The sequence below is a fragment of the Amycolatopsis sp. lyj-346 genome, assembly GCF_046548975.1.
Classification (GTDB): Bacteria; Actinomycetota; Actinomycetes; order Mycobacteriales; family Pseudonocardiaceae; genus Amycolatopsis.
In genome coordinates, this window is the sequence record NZ_JAJPWT010000017.1 from 1 (window position 1) to 13,497 (window position 13,497).

12 protein-coding genes and 2 pseudogenes are annotated in these 13,497 nt (G+C 70.8%); 7 read left to right on the forward strand and 7 right to left on the reverse strand.

Features of this window, described 5'->3' with window-relative positions; translation table 11 throughout:
- Positions 1 to 17 precede the first annotated feature (17 nt).
- Genes ACLJQE_RS35630 through ACLJQE_RS35640 form a run of 3 tightly spaced genes read left to right on the forward strand, consistent with a single transcriptional unit; the run spans position 18 to position 2,544 of the window.
- Positions 18 to 140 (forward strand): hypothetical protein, encoded by a 123-nt coding sequence (locus tag ACLJQE_RS35630; protein ID WP_410644169.1) that lies wholly within the window; start codon positions 18 to 20, stop codon positions 138 to 140.
- Positions 137 to 1,528, forward strand: a complete 1,392-nt coding sequence (locus tag ACLJQE_RS35635; RefSeq protein ID WP_410643954.1) for a family 2B encapsulin nanocompartment shell protein — start codon at positions 137 to 139, stop codon at positions 1,526 to 1,528. The genes ACLJQE_RS35630 and ACLJQE_RS35635 overlap by 4 nt, the downstream gene beginning before the upstream one ends.
- Entirely contained in the window at positions 1,525 to 2,544 is a 1,020-nt protein-coding gene (locus tag ACLJQE_RS35640) for a family 2 encapsulin nanocompartment cargo protein polyprenyl transferase (RefSeq protein ID WP_410643955.1), read from the forward strand. The genes ACLJQE_RS35635 and ACLJQE_RS35640 overlap by 4 nt, the downstream gene beginning before the upstream one ends.
- 108 nt (positions 2,545 to 2,652) lie before the next feature.
- Here ACLJQE_RS35640 and ACLJQE_RS35645 read toward each other — a convergent pair whose 3' ends face one another.
- On the reverse strand, positions 2,653 to 3,780 hold the full coding sequence (locus tag ACLJQE_RS35645) for a CapA family protein (protein ID WP_410643956.1): 1,128 nt from the start codon (positions 3,778 to 3,780) through the stop codon (positions 2,653 to 2,655).
- A 366-nt stretch (positions 3,781 to 4,146) separates the two neighbouring features.
- Here ACLJQE_RS35645 and ACLJQE_RS35650 point away from each other — a divergent pair, with 366 nt between their 5' ends.
- The 4 genes and pseudogenes from ACLJQE_RS35650 to ACLJQE_RS35665 all read left to right on the forward strand — a co-directional run bounded on the left by ACLJQE_RS35650 (position 4,147) and on the right by ACLJQE_RS35665 (position 7,727).
- The gene (locus ACLJQE_RS35650; RefSeq protein WP_410643957.1) at positions 4,147 to 5,121 is read left to right on the forward strand and encodes a substrate-binding domain-containing protein; all 975 of its coding nucleotides are present in this window, start codon (positions 4,147 to 4,149) and stop codon (positions 5,119 to 5,121) included.
- A gap of 90 nt (positions 5,122 to 5,211) precedes the next feature.
- Positions 5,212 to 5,682, forward strand: a pseudogene (locus ACLJQE_RS35655) (ATP-binding cassette domain-containing protein); the annotation flags it as partial.
- Positions 5,683 to 6,000: 318 nt separating this feature from the next.
- Positions 6,001 to 6,705: pseudogene (locus tag ACLJQE_RS35660) on the forward strand (ATP-binding cassette domain-containing protein); the annotation flags it as partial.
- Complete coding sequence (locus tag ACLJQE_RS35665) at positions 6,702 to 7,727, forward strand: ABC transporter permease (protein ID WP_410643958.1); 1,026 nt, start codon at positions 6,702 to 6,704, stop codon at positions 7,725 to 7,727. The pseudogene ACLJQE_RS35660 and the gene ACLJQE_RS35665, both read left to right, overlap by 4 nt.
- Positions 7,728 to 7,822: 95 nt before the next feature.
- Here ACLJQE_RS35665 and ACLJQE_RS35670 read toward each other — a convergent pair whose 3' ends face one another.
- From ACLJQE_RS35670 to ACLJQE_RS35695, 6 genes are all read right to left on the reverse strand, one after another.
- Entirely contained in the window at positions 7,823 to 9,127 is a 1,305-nt protein-coding gene (locus ACLJQE_RS35670) for a DNA polymerase IV (protein WP_410643959.1), read from the reverse strand.
- A gap of 1 nt (position 9,128) precedes the next feature.
- Positions 9,129 to 9,440, reverse strand: coding sequence for a transcriptional regulator (locus ACLJQE_RS35675; RefSeq protein WP_410643960.1), 312 nt, complete (start codon positions 9,438 to 9,440; stop codon positions 9,129 to 9,131).
- The gene (locus ACLJQE_RS35680; RefSeq protein WP_410643961.1) at positions 9,437 to 10,057 is read right to left on the reverse strand and encodes a hypothetical protein; all 621 of its coding nucleotides are present in this window, start codon (positions 10,055 to 10,057) and stop codon (positions 9,437 to 9,439) included. The genes ACLJQE_RS35675 and ACLJQE_RS35680 overlap by 4 nt, the downstream gene beginning before the upstream one ends.
- A 54-nt stretch (positions 10,058 to 10,111) precedes the next feature.
- Positions 10,112 to 10,843: an ABC transporter permease gene (locus ACLJQE_RS35685; protein WP_410643962.1), complete on the reverse strand. Its 732-nt coding sequence runs from the start codon at positions 10,841 to 10,843 to the stop codon at positions 10,112 to 10,114.
- Positions 10,840 to 11,748: an ABC transporter ATP-binding protein gene (locus ACLJQE_RS35690; protein ID WP_410643963.1), complete on the reverse strand. Its 909-nt coding sequence runs from the start codon at positions 11,746 to 11,748 to the stop codon at positions 10,840 to 10,842. Before ACLJQE_RS35690 ends, ACLJQE_RS35685 begins: the two co-directional genes overlap by 4 nt.
- Positions 11,749 to 11,900: 152 nt before the next feature.
- Positions 11,901 to 13,472, reverse strand: a complete 1,572-nt coding sequence (locus ACLJQE_RS35695) for an alpha/beta hydrolase (protein WP_410643964.1) — start codon at positions 13,470 to 13,472, stop codon at positions 11,901 to 11,903.
- Between the last annotated feature and the right edge of the window lie 25 nt (positions 13,473 to 13,497).

Sequence of the window (13,497 nt, forward strand, 5' to 3'; positions counted from 1 at the left end):
GCCTCAACGTCCGCTTCATGGGCATCAACGACCAAGCCCTCATCTCCTACCTCGTCTCCGCCTACTACTCCGCCGCCGTCCTCGTCCCCGACGCCCTCGCCATCCTCGAAAACGCCGAAATCGGCCGGGAAACCCCATGACCGTCACCGAAGAGACCACCTCGGTGCAGCTGTCGCTGAGCGTCACCGCGGCGCGGACACTGACCACCACCACCAAAACGCTGCCGCAGATGCGCGGCATCACCACCCGCTGGCTGCTTTCCCAGCTGCCGTGGGTCGAGGTCCCCGCCGGCAGCTACCGGGTCAACCGGCGCCTCACCTACACCCTCGGCGACGGCAGGCTTTCCTTCTACACCACCGGCACCCGCGTCCAGGTCGTGCCCGCCGAGCTCACCGAAATCGCCCTGCTGCGCGGCTTCGGCGACGAGCAGGCACTCGGCGCGCTGGCGGACGCGTTCGAGCAACGCGAATACGAAGCCGGCGCGACACTGTTCACCGCCGGCGCCCCGCGGGACATGCTCGTGCTCCTCGCGCACGGCAAAGTCACCCGCCACGGCACCGGTCCGTACGGCGACGACCTCCACCTCGGCACCGCCATCGACGGCGACCACTTCGGCGGGGAACTCCTCGGCCCCGACCCCGGCACCTGGGCCTTCACCGCCCGGGCCGCCACCCGCGTCACCGCGCTGGTGCTGCCGGCCGCCGCCTACAGCCGGCTCAACGGCCGCTCCGAAGCACTGCGCACCCATGTCGCCGAAGCACTGGCCCGGCCGCGGAAACCCCAGAACACCAAGGGCGAAGCCGCCATCGACCTGGCCGCCGGCCACGACGGCGAACCGCTGCTGCCCGGCACCTACGTGGACTACGATCCCTCGCCGCGTGAATACGAACTCGCCGTCGCCCAGACCGTGCTGCACGTCCGCAACCGCGTCACCGACCTCTACAACCAGCCCATCGACCAGCTCGAACAGCAGCTCCGCCTCACCGTCGAAGCCCTGCGGGAACGCCAGGAACACGAACTGATCAACAACACCGACTTCGGGCTCCTGCACAACACCGGCCTCAAGCAACGCATCGCCACCCGCACCGGCCCGCCCACCCCGCTCGACCTCGACGACCTGCTCTGCCGCCGCCGCAAAACCCGCTTGTTCCTCGCCCACCCGCAGGCCATCGCCGCCTTCGGCCGCGAATGCACCGCCCGCCGCATCTACCCCGACACGGTCGTCCTCGACGGCAAGCGCGTCACCGCCTGGCGCGGGGTGCCGATCCTGCCCTGCGACAAGCTCCCGATCAGCCCGGCCGGCACCACCTCGATCCTCGCCATGCGCACCGGCGAAGACGACGCCGGCGTCATCGGCCTCCGTCCGAAGTCGCTGCCGGACGAATACCGGCCCGGGCTCAACGTCCGGTTCATGGGCACCAGCGACCGCGCGGTGACCTCGTACCTGGTCAGCGCCTACCACTCCGCCGCGGTCCTCGTCCCCGACGCGCTCGGCGCGCTCGACGACGTCCAGGTCGGTCGCCGATGACCACCATGAACACGCGGGCCGCGGCCCGTCCGCTCACCGATGTCCTCGCGTGGAGCCGCGGGATCGTCGACCCGGCGCTGCGGACGGCCACCCAGCGGCTGCCGGAGGCGATGCGGCGGGTCGCCGCCTACCACTTCGGCTGGCAGGACGCCGACGGACGGCCGGCGGCCGGCGACGGCGGCAAGGCGCTGCGGCCGGCTTTGGTGCTGCTGTGCGCGGAAGCCGCGGGCGCGGAGGCGGCCGACGCCGTGCCCGCCGCCGTCGCGGTCGAGCTGGTGCACAACTTCTCGCTGCTGCACGACGACGTCATGGACGGCGACACCACCCGGCGGCACCGGGCCACGGCGTGGACGGTGTTCGGCACCGGCCCCGCGGTCCTGGCCGGAGACGCCTTGCTGAGCCTGGCGTTCGAGGTGCTGGCGCCGAGCGGGGCGGCGAACGCGCGGCTGCTGTCGGCCGCGACGCTGGCCTTGCTCGAAGGCCAGGCCGCGGACCTGGACTTCGAGCAGCGCGACGACGTCACCCCCGGCGAGTGCGTGCGGATGGCGGAGGGCAAGACGGCGGCCCTGCTGGGCGCGGCGTGCACGCTCGGAGCGGCGTCCGGCCCGGCCACCGAGGACCGCTTCGGCGCGTTCGGCCGGGCGGTGGGCCTGGCGTTCCAGCACGTCGACGACCTGCTCGGCATCTGGGGCGACCCGGACGTCACCGGCAAACCGGTGTACTCGGACCTCCAGAACCGCAAGAAGTCCCTGCCCGTGGTGACGGCCCTGTGTTCGGGCACGCCCGCCGGCTCGGACCTCGCCACGCTCTACGCCCGGCGCGAGCCCCTGGCCGAGACCGAGCTGGCTCGCGCGGCTTCCCTCGTCGAGGCCGCGGGTGGCCGCCAGTGGAGCCAGGCCCAGGCGGAAGCGTTGCTGGCCAAGGCCCTGCGTGAGCTCACCACAGCCGCCCCGCCCTCCCGCGCCACCGCCGAACTCGCCTCCCTGGCCCGCCTGATCACCACCCGCACCCACTGAACCCCGTGACTCGCGTGATCAGGAACGGAACTCGCGTGATTGAAGCCGTAACTCGCGAGATCCGGCTTCAATCACGCGAGTTACGGCTGTGATCACGCGAGTTGCGGGTTACTTGCCGGGGCGGGTGAGGCCGGACTTGTCGGCGTTCAGGCTCAGGATGTTCTTGTCCGTGTTCTGGAGGGCCTTGGTGACCGGGGCGGACGGCGGGGATGTCGACAAGTCGATCAGGCGGATGGGGTTTTCCAGCCGGATCAGGGTGGGGATGTACTCGGCCTTGTCGACCTTCCAGCGGTCGCCGTCGCGGACGAAGCGGAAGCGGGCCACCGCGCCTTCTTCCGTGTCGCCCTTGGGTTCCGAATGGCGGGCGACGCTGTTGCCGAGCCCGTAGGCCACCCACTTGCCGCCGATCTTCTCGAACGGCTGGACCACGTGGGCGTGGTGGCCGATGATCAGGTCGACGTCGTCCGACGCCAGGATCTTCTTGGCCTGCGACCGCTGTTCGGCCGTCGGCTGGTGCTGGTACTCCACGCCCCAGTGCAGGCTCGCGATCACGACCTGCGCCCCGGCCTGGCGGGCCTTCCGAGCCTCCGCCAGCACGTCGTCGACGTCGATCTGGTTGGCCAGCCACGGTTTCCCGGCCGGCACCTTGATGCCGTTGAAGCCGAACGAGTACGACACCTGGCCGACCTTGACGCCGTGGACGTCGAGGACCAGCGGTTTCGCGGCCTCGGCGGCCGACCGCGCCGAGCCGGTGTGCTTGACGCCGATTTCGTCGAGCTTGGCCAGGGTGCGGGTGACGCCTTCGGCGCCCTGGTCGATCGTGTGGTTGGACGACGTCGAGCAGGTGTCGTAGCCGGTGTCCTTGAGCGCGTCGGCGATCTCCGGCGGCGCGCTGAACGACGGGTAGCCGCTGTACGGCCCGCCGTCCGGCGCCAGCGGCGTCTCGAGGTGGCAGATGCCGAGGTCGGCGCCGGAGATCACCGGCTTGATCCCGGCCAGCAGCGGCCGGTAGTCGATCTTCCCGCCGCCGTCGGCCTCGGCCTGCTCGGTGAGCGCGGGGTGGATCAGGACGTCACCGGTGGCGACGACGCTGAACGACCCCTCGGGGGCGGCGGCGCTCGAGGGGGCCGCCTCGGGGAACGGCGTCGGCGCCGGCCCCCGCTGTTGCGGCGGGCTGCTGCAGGCGGCCGCCAGGACGGCGACTCCGGCGAGCGCGGCGACGCGGTGCTTCGTCATCGGTCCCCCTAACGTGGTCCGGTCATCCTGCCAGCCGGGCGAACCCGGCAGAGAGGGCGTCCCGGCCCCCTGAAACTTCCACCACAGTCGACAACACCGCTCAGAACATTCGCACCGGACAAAACCTGGACAACGCCCAGCCCAGAGCCGAAAAAATACGATAAATCACCCTCGTGAGGGCGACCGTAGAACTACGGACAGTAGGTCTCGCTCCGCTAACTGCGCCTTGACGCTCCTCGAACGGGTGTTTTGTAATACGAGTCACTTCGCGAACTCACCGGACCCACTCGACCTCGGCCCCCTTGGGAGCACTCGATGTCCACACATCCGCACAGGTTCCGAACCTGGAGCGTTGTTGGTTGTTGTTTGATTTCCGGCGCCCTGCTCGCCTCCTGCTCTTCCGGCAAAGACACCGCGGCACCGCAGCAGCAGGCGCCGTCGAACGGCAAGATCACCCTGTACTACCTGCAGAAACAGGGCGATCAGCAGTACTTCGTCGAGCAAGCGCAGGGCGCCCAGGAGAAGGCGAAGGAACTCGGCGTCGAACTCAAGGTGGTCAACCTCGGCCAGGACGCCAACAAGGCGATCACCGAACTGGACGCCGCGGTCGCGCAGGGCGCCAACGGCGTCGCCATCGTCGTCCCGGACCAGGCGATCGGCCCGCAGGTGATCGACAAGGCCAAGAGCGCGGGCATCCCGCTGATCGCCTCCGACGACGTCATCAAGGACGGCACCGGCGCGAAGGCCCCGTTCGTCGGCTTCAACGGCAGCCAGATGGGCGACTCGGTCGGCACCGAGGCCGGGAAGCTGTTCAAGGCCGCGAACTGGGCCGCCGCCGACACGAAGATCATCAGCGCGTTCAAGCAGGACCTGACCGTCTGCACCGACCGCGTCAACGCCGCGAAGAGCGCCTTCGCCAAGGCCGCGGGCGCGGACGTCCAGGTCATCGACGTCGGCACCGACAACTCCCCCGTCGACGCGCAGAACCGCGCGGGCGCGGTGATCGGCTCCAACCCGGGCGTCAAGCACTGGGTCGTCTGGGGCTGCAACGACGAGAACGAGACCGGGGTCGTGACCGCGCTGGCCAACTCGGGCGTGGCGGCGAACAACATCATCGGTGTCGGGCTCGGCGCGTACCTCACCTGCAAGGACTGGGCCGCGAACAAGGACACCGGCAACAAGGCCGCGCTCTACATCTCCGGCGCCGAGGTCGGCCGCTCGGCGATCCAGGTGCTCGTCGACAAGGTGAAGAACGGCAAGGAACTGCCCGCCGAAACGATCGCCAAGACCACGATCGTCACCAAGGACAACTACCGGCAGGCCGGCGTCAACTGCACCTGACCACTCACCCGCCCGCTCTTGCCGCCGCCGTACGGAAGGGACTCCATGTCCGGCTCTCCGCCCGCGCTCGCCGTCGAGGGCATCGGCAAGCGCTTCTCCGGCGTCACCGCCCTCGACGACGTCTCCCTGGAGTTCCGCTCCGGCGAAGTCCTGGCCCTGCTGGGGGAAAACGGCGCCGGCAAGTCGACGCTGCTGCGCGTGCTGTCCGGCGACCAGGGCCCGGACGAGGGCCGGCTGCTCCTGGACGGCACCGAGGTCGCCTTCGACACCCCGCGCGCGGCGATGGCCGCCGGGGTGCGCGTGATCTACCAGGAACCCGAGATCATCCCGCACGTTTCGGTGGCGGAGAACGTCTTCGTCGGCGAGCTTCCGGCCAAGGCGCGGGTCTTCAACCGGCGGACGCTCCTGAAGGCGACGCAGGACGCGCTCGCCGAGTACGGCTTCGAAGGCGTGCTCAACCCGGCGACGCTCGGCGTCGCGCTGTCGGCCGCCCAGCGGCAGATCGTCGAGATCCTGCGCGTGCTCACCGCGGCCACACCGCCGCGGGTGATCGCCTTCGACGAGCCGACGTCGTCACTGTCGGAGCACGAGGTCGAGGCGCTGTTCCGGCTGATCGGGCGGCTGCGCGACAGGGGCGTCGCGGTCGTCTACGTCTCACACCGGATGAAGGAGATCTTCCGGCTCGCCGACCGCGTCGCCGTGCTGCGCGACGGCAAGCTCGTCGGCGTCCAGCAGGCCGCGGAGACCGACGAAGCCGGCCTGGTGCGGATGATGATCGGCCGCGACCTGTCCGCGCTGGAGCGCCGGAGCACGCAGGACACCGGCGAGGTCGTGCTGAAACTGGACGACGTCACGACCGACGACGTCACCGGTATCTCGCTGCAGGTTCGTGCGGGCGAGGTGGTCTGCCTGGCCGGGCTGGTCGGCGCGGGCCGGTCCGAGCTGGCTCGCGCGATCGTCGGCGACCTGCCGATCCGGTCCGGGACCGTGGAGCTCGACGGCAAGCGGCTGCGCGCGCACAACCCCGGTGACGCCGTCAAAGGGGGTATCGGCTTCGCTCCCGAAGAGCGCAAGACGGACGCGTTGCTCATGCAGCGGTCCGTACGCGACAACGTCTCCATCGCCGTCCTCGACCGCCTTCGCCGCTTCCGGGTCGTGAAGCGGGCGAAGGAGCGCGCGCTCGTCGAGGAGTACGTACGCGAGCTTCGCGTGCGGACGCCGTCGATGGAGCAGGAAGTCCGCAAGCTCTCCGGCGGCAACCAGCAGAAGGCCGTCCTCGCGCGCTGGCTCGCGCGGCGGCCGAAGCTGCTGATCCTCGACGAGCCGACCCGGGGCGTCGACGTCGGCGCGAAGGCCGAGATCTACCGGATCATCGACGGCCTCGCCGCCGAAGGCATCGCCCTGCTGGTCATCTCCTCCGACCTGCCCGAGGTGCTGACGCTGGCCGACCGCATCCTCGTCATGCGCGCCGGGCGACTGGCCGGCGAGCTCGGCCGCGAGGAAGCGACCGAGGAAGCCGTGCTGACCCTCGCCATCCCCGAAACCGAACCCGCCGCGGAAGAACAGCAGGAGATCGGCGCATGAGTATCCCCACCAAGGAAACGTCGGCGCCCGCCGCGCCGCCCCGGCCGTCGGCCGCGCGCCGCGTGCTCATCGGCATCGGCGTGCAGAACTCCAGCCTGATCATCACGCTGATCGCGCTGGTGATCCTGCTGAGCGTGCTGAACGAGAACTTCTTCCGCACCAACAACCTGCTGCTGATCGGCAGCGCGATCACCATCATGGGGCTGCTCGCCCTGGTGCAGACCCTGGTGATCATCCTGGGCGCGCTGGACATCTCGGTGGGCTCGATGGCCGGGCTGGCGTCGGTCGTCTCGGCGATGGTGTTCACCTCGACCGGCAACGCCGAGGCCGGCATCCTCGCCGCGGTCGGCGTCGGCATCCTCTGCGGCCTGGTCAACGGCATGATCATCATTTTCGGCCGGGTCAACCCGGTGGTCGCGACGCTGGCCATGCTCGCCACCTACAAGGGCATCGCGCAGGTCGTCTCCGACGGCAAGGCGCAGGGCTACACCGGCGGCGACGACCTGTTCATCTTCCTGGCCAAGGGATCCGTGCTCGGGCTGCCGTCGCTGGTGTGGGTGTTCCTGATCGTCGCGGCGCTGCTGCACTTCCTGCTCAAGTACACCGACATCGGCCGCAACGTCTACGCGATCGGCGGCAACGACACCGCCGCCCGGCTGGCCGGCATCAACGTCAACCGGTACATCATCGGCGTGTACGCCCTGGTCGGCGTGGTCGCGGCGATCGCGGGCGTGCTGATCACCGCCCGCACCGGCTCCGGCCAGCCGACGTCCGGGTCGGAAGGCCTGGAACTGCAGGCCGTCACCGGCGCCGCCCTCGGCGGCACGATGCTCAAGGGCGGCCGCGGGTCGATCATCTCCACCGTGCTCGCGGTGATCATCCTGGGCGTGCTCGACAACGGCATGTCCGGGCTGGGCATCAACCCGTTCTGGCAGAACGTCGCGCACGGCGCGCTGCTGGTGATCGCGGTCGTGCTGCAGCAGCTGCGCAGCGGGGAACGGCGCGTCGGCCTGCCCGAGTAGGTCCCCCAGCGCCCCAATGTGGCCTTCGGTGCGCTCAACGCACCGAAGGCCACCTTGGGTGCGTCCAACGCACCGAAGGCCACATTGGGGCGCTTTCAGCGCAGGCAGTCTCCGGGGTCGCCGCGGGTGAGGGCCGGGTCGGTCTGGGGGAACGTGCGGGCCACGCCGGGGCCGGAGGAGCGGTGCTCGAAGCGGACCGTCACCCGGCCGTGGCCCGCGCCCTGGACCCAGCCCGTGCCGAACTCCTCGTGGACCACGTCGTCGCCCTGGCGCCACTCCGAAGGCGCCGCGGGTGCCGGCGCCGAGACCACGGTCGACGTCGAAGGCTCCGAAGGCGCTGCCAGGGTGAACAGCGCGTCCTGGTGCGGCACCGAAAGCCCGCTGTACGCCACCCCCGCCAGCCGGATGCCGCCGAACTCCGCCGGGTCGATCAGGAGGCGCTCCGCCGTCGCCGACAGCTCGGCCAGGTCGTCCGTCGGCGCGGAGATCGTCTCCGAGCGGGTCACCGTGTGCATGTCCGTGTGCCGCAGCTTGATCACCACCGTCCGTGCCACCCGGCCGGCCTTGAGCAGCCGCTGGTGCGCGCCCACCGCGATCCGGCGGACCTCCGCCCGCAACGCCGGCAGGTCCTTGATGTCGGTGTCGAACGTCGTCTCGGCGCTGACCTGCTTGGTCTCGGCGCGGCCCGCCACCGGGCGGTCGTCGGCGCCGGTCGCGAGCCGGCGCAGGTCGCGGCCGACGACGCCGCCGAGCGTGGCCACGGCGTCCTGTTCGGACAGTGCCGCCAGCTGCCCGAGCGTCTGGACGCCGATGAACCGCAGCTTTCCCTCGGCGACCGGGCCGATGCCCCACAGCGCGCGGACCGGCAGCGGCGCGAGGAACTCCCGTTCGGTGCCCTGCGGCACCACCAGCAGGCCGTCCGGTTTGGCCTCGTCGGAGGCGATCTTCGCGATCTGCTTGCCGTTGCCCGCGCCGATCGACGCCACCAGCCCGGTTTCCGCGTGGATCCGGGCCCGCAACGCGGCGCAGAACGCCGTCACGGCGTCGAACGACGCACCGACGAGCGACGGCGGTTCGGCGAAGGCTTCGTCGAGGGAGATCTTCTCCAGCACCGGCGCGACCTCGGTGACGACCGCGAAGACCTCCTGGCTGAGGCGCTCGTAGACGCGGAACCGCGGCGGCACGATCACGCCGTTGGCCGGCAACAGCCGCCGGGCCTGGGACATCGGCATGGCCGAGCGGATGCCGAACGCCCGTGACTCGTAGCTGGCGCCGGCGACGACCCCGCGGGGCCCGGTGCCGCCGACGAGCACCGGCCGCCCGGCCAGTGTCGGGCGGGTGAGCTGCTCGGCCGAGGCGTAGAAGGCGTCCAGGTCGAGGTGGATCACCCAGCGGGCCACGTCAGTCCCCGCCGGTGGCGTCCAGCAGCCGGTGCAGTGCCTTGGTGTAGCTCTCGAACGCGGCCCGGCCGGCCGCGGTCAGCCGGACCAGGGTGACCGGCGTGCGGTGCTCGTAGGCCTTGGTGATCTCGACGTACTCGGCGTCCTCGAGCTTGCGCAGGTGCGTCGAGAGGTTGCCGGCCGTCATGTCCAGCAGCTGCTGCAGCCGCGGGAAGGTGATCTGGTCGCCGGGGCGCAGCCCGGCGAGGGCGACGGTGACCCGCAGCCGCGCCTGGGCGTGGATGACCGGGTCGAGCTGGGGCAGTTCGCTCATCGGCCGGACTTCTCGCGGACGAAGTAGACGATCGCGGCGAGCAGGAACCCACCGCCGCCACAGACGGCGAGCACGAGGAAGTTGGCGGGGGACCCCACCAGCACGCTCAGCGCGGCCGACACGATCATCCACGCGCCGAGGCCGTACATCAGCTTGTCCTGCCAGAGCATGCCGCCCGCCAGGTACAGCACGCCGGTCAGCAGCAGCCAGGTGCCCGACCACAGCAACGACACCTGCGCGGAGGACAGCGAACCGAAGGTCGTGATCCGGATGTCGATCACGGTCAACCCGATCGAGGCGAGCGTCCAGCTGTAGCCGTACATCGCGCCGACCGTGCGGGACGGGCCGCGGATCCCCCGCCCGGCCCGGACGCTGACGTACGCGGTGTAGGCGATCGCGGCGGCGAAGAGCACCGCGACGAGCACGCCGCCGACCCAGCCGGGCACCGCGACGCCAGGCTGCACCGTCACGTAGGTGAAGCCCCAGCCGATGATCCAGGCGAAGGCCCAGGCCGCGAGCATCCGCGCCGGACCGCCGCCCAGCTCCCGGCGCAGCTTCCGGTTCTGCTGGGCGATCAGGTTCAGCGACTCCTCCGCTGACAACGGCTCGTCGTCCACCTGTGTCACCCCTCCCGCGCAGCCCCTCAGTACCGCACGGAAGCTAACACGCATTCAGAGCCGGGCCGTGTCCAGCCGGAACCGGCGCACCACGACCAGTGCGGGGACGACCAGCCAGCCCGCCAGCACGAGCACCGCGAAACCCATCCCACCGGCGTGGGCCAGCGGTTCGACACCGACTCGCCCGAGCCAGTACGTCGGGAAGAAGCGGGCGAGGGTGCCCATCCAGTCCGGGAGGACGTAGAGCGGGATCCACAGGCCGCCGAGCATGCCGAGCGGCATCATCAGCGCGCCGGTGACGGCACCGACCGTGTCGCCCTTGCCGAACAGGCCGATGGCCAGCCCGAGCACGGCGAACGGGAGCACACCGAGCCACAGCGAGACCAGCACCAGCCCCCACTGCGCGGCCGTCATGTGGATCCCCGTCGCCAGTCCCGCGGCGAACACCACCACGAGCACCGGCAGGGCCACCGCCATCGCCGAGATGACCTTGACGACCAGGTAGCCGGGGCCGCGCATCGGCGTCAGCCGCAGCTGCCGCTGCCAGCCGTCGGTGCGTTCCTGCGCCACGCGCGTGCCGGTGAACAGCGCGCCACCGCTCGCGCCGTACGCGGCGAGGTTGATCATCGTCTGGACGTCGGACGGCAGGCCGTTCGGCGTGACGAGCTTGCCGAAGATCGTGCCGAACAGCAGGAACATGGCCACCGGCATGCCGATGGTGAAAACGGTGAACTGCGGGCTCCGGACGATCCGCTTGATCTCCAGGCTCAGGTACGTCGTGTTCACGCGGCGGCCCCCTCGGTCTCGTCGGCGGTCAGCGCCAGGAAGGCCTCTTCGAGGCCGAGCGCGGTGATTTCGATGTCGGACGCGTCCGGGTGCGCGGCGAGCAGGGCGCGGATCGCGGCGTCGGAGTCGGCGCAGGCCAGCTCGGCCCGTCCCCGGCGCAGCTGCACACCCGTGACACCGGGAAGCGCGGCCAGCCCGGCTTCGGTCGCGCCGGGCACGACGGCTTTGAGCACCCGGCCCGACACCGCGGCCCGGACCTCGGCGACCGGGCCGTCGGCGACGACGGCGCCGTGGCGCATCAGCACGACGCGGTCGGCGTAGTCCTCCGCCTCGGCGAGGTAGTGCGTCGCGAACAGCACGGTCCGGCCGCCGGCGGCGAACTCGCGGATGGCCGCCCAGAACGCCCGCCTGCCGTCGACGTCCATCGCCGCGGTGGGCTCGTCGAGCACGAGCAGCTGCGGGTCGCCCGCCAGCGCGAGCGCGAACCGGACGCGCTGGCGTTCCCCGCCGGACAGCTTGCCGCAGCGGCGTTTCACCAGATGCTCCAGGCCCGCCCGGGCGATCACCTCGCCGGCGGGCAGCGGCTTCTCGTGCGTCGAGACGATCAGGCCGACGATCTCGCCGACGGTGACGTCCGGCAGCAGCGCGCCGTTCTGCATCATCGCGCCGACGAGCCCCCGGTCGACGGCCGCACGGGGGCTGCCGCCGGCGACGGTCACCTCCCCCGCGTCCGGCTTGGTCAGGCCGAGCAGCATGTCGACGGTGGTCGACTTGCCCGCGCCGTTCGGCCCGAGCAACGCGACGACCTCGCCGCGCGCGACCTCGACGGACACCCCGCCGACCGCCGTGACCTGCCCGAACCGCTTGGTGAGGCCGTGGAGCGCGAACGCCGGTCCCCCAGTCATGGCGTCCTCCTTTCGTGGACTTTGTATCGCAAAGTTGATGCCTACTTTGTAACACAAAGTCCACGTGTGTTCAAAGTCCCCGGCGCGGGAAAGCACGAAAACGGGGTGCCGGGCACTGGGCCCGGCACCCCGTTTCCCGAGGTTGACGCAGGTCAGCCGGCGAACCGCCCGGCAACCACGCCCGGCGTCGCCGCGACGTCGGCCTTGGCGGCCGTCGGCGCCGGCAGCGTCGGCTGCGGCAGCGGCGCGCACTCGACGTCGGCCACGCGGCCCGGCTTGCGGGCCGGGAGCGCACCCGTCGCCAGGTAGTCGGCGATCTTGGTGTCGACGCACGCGTTGCCGCGCGGGGTGATCGCGTGGCTGGTGCCGCCCGGCTCCGCGATCAGCGAAGCACCCGGGAACCGGCTGCGGACCTCGAGGCTGCCTTCGTACGGCGTCGCCGCGTCGAGCGTTTCGCCGATCATCAGCACGCTCTGCACGCCGCCGCCGTCGATCTTCGCCGGCTTGCCCGGCTTCGCCGGCCAGTACAGGCAGGGCGCGTTGAACCACGCGTTCTGCCAGGTGAAGTACGGCGCCTTGGCGAAGGTCCGCCAGTTGTCGCGCTTCCACTGGTTCCAGCTCTGCGGCCACTGGACGTCGGTGCACTGCACGGCGAGGTACACCGCGTAGCCGTTGTCGTCGCCGCGGCCGCCGAAGGCCTCGAAGAGCGTCTTCCAGTTCTGCCAGTCACCCTGGTTGACGAACCGGGACAGCGCGTCGCCCAGCAGCGTCCACCGCAGCTGGTAGTAGCTCGCCTGCTGGATGACGTCGAGGATCTCGTCCGGCCCGATCACGCCGCCTGCCGGGTTGAACGACGTCTTGAGCAGCTGCTCGTTGACCACCCGCTGCACCGCGGCCTGCGTCTTGCCGAGGTGGTAGACGTCGTCGTGCCGAGCGAGCCAGCCGAACCAGATCAGGATGTTCCGGTCGAAGGCGACGTCCTGGTTCAGGTTGGCGCCGTACCAGACACCGCGCGGGTCGACCGTCGAGTCCAGCACCATCCGCCGGACGTTCTGCGGGTACAGCGAGCCGTACACCTGGCCGAGGTAGGTGCCGTAGGAGTAGCCGTAGAAGTTCAGCTGCCGCTGCCCGAGCGCCTTCCGGAGGGAGTCCATGTCGCGGACCGTGTCGGTCGTCTTCATGTTCTCCAGCAGGGCTTTCGGGTTGTTCTTCGCGCAGGCCTCGGCGTACCCCTTGGCGCGGTTCAGCCAGGTCTGCTCCAGCTGCGGGATGAACGGCACGTACTGCGGCCGGTTGTAGTCCATGTAGTCCGGGTCGCAGCTCAGCGCGGGCTTGCTGGCGCCGACGCCGCGCGGGTCGAAGCCGACCCAGTCGTAGGCGTCACCGGCGTGGTTGGGCACGCGCGGGCCGCGGGTGGCCAGCAGCAGGCCGGATCCGCCGGGGCCGCCCGGGTTCGTCAACATGACGCCCTGGTACTGCGCGTCGGGCACCTTGTGCTTGACGCGGCTGAGGGCGAGCTGGATCTGCTCCCCGGCCGGCTTGCCGTAGTCGAGCGGCACCGTGAGGTACCCGCATTCGGCGCCGGCGGCGACCAGCGTGGGATCGGTGCACGGTCCCCAGGTGATCGACGCCGGTCCCGCGGGGGCGGCGTTCGCGGCCGGCGCGGCCACGAGCGCGGACGCCACCGCGGCGGCCGCGACCACGGCAAGAAAGGCACGTCTCACTGGTTTCTCCCTTTTCCCTGCGTCA

Bases quoted from the DNA above. Each gene is read 5' to 3' on its own strand.
- ACLJQE_RS35630 (WP_410644169.1), top strand. From the start codon at position 18: ATGGGCATCAACGACCAAGCCCTCATCTCCTACCTCGTCTCCGCCTAC.
- ACLJQE_RS35635 (WP_410643954.1), top strand. From the start codon at position 137: ATGACCGTCACCGAAGAGACCACCTCGGTGCAGCTGTCGCTGAGCGTC.
- ACLJQE_RS35640 (WP_410643955.1), top strand. From the start codon at position 1,525: ATGACCACCATGAACACGCGGGCCGCGGCCCGTCCGCTCACCGATGTC.
- ACLJQE_RS35645 (WP_410643956.1), bottom strand. From the start codon at position 3,780: ATGACGAAGCACCGCGTCGCCGCGCTCGCCGGAGTCGCCGTCCTGGCG.
- ACLJQE_RS35665 (WP_410643958.1), top strand. From the start codon at position 6,702: ATGAGTATCCCCACCAAGGAAACGTCGGCGCCCGCCGCGCCGCCCCGG.
- ACLJQE_RS35675 (WP_410643960.1), bottom strand. From the start codon at position 9,440: ATGAGCGAACTGCCCCAGCTCGACCCGGTCATCCACGCCCAGGCGCGG.
- ACLJQE_RS35690 (WP_410643963.1), bottom strand. From the start codon at position 11,748: ATGACTGGGGGACCGGCGTTCGCGCTCCACGGCCTCACCAAGCGGTTC.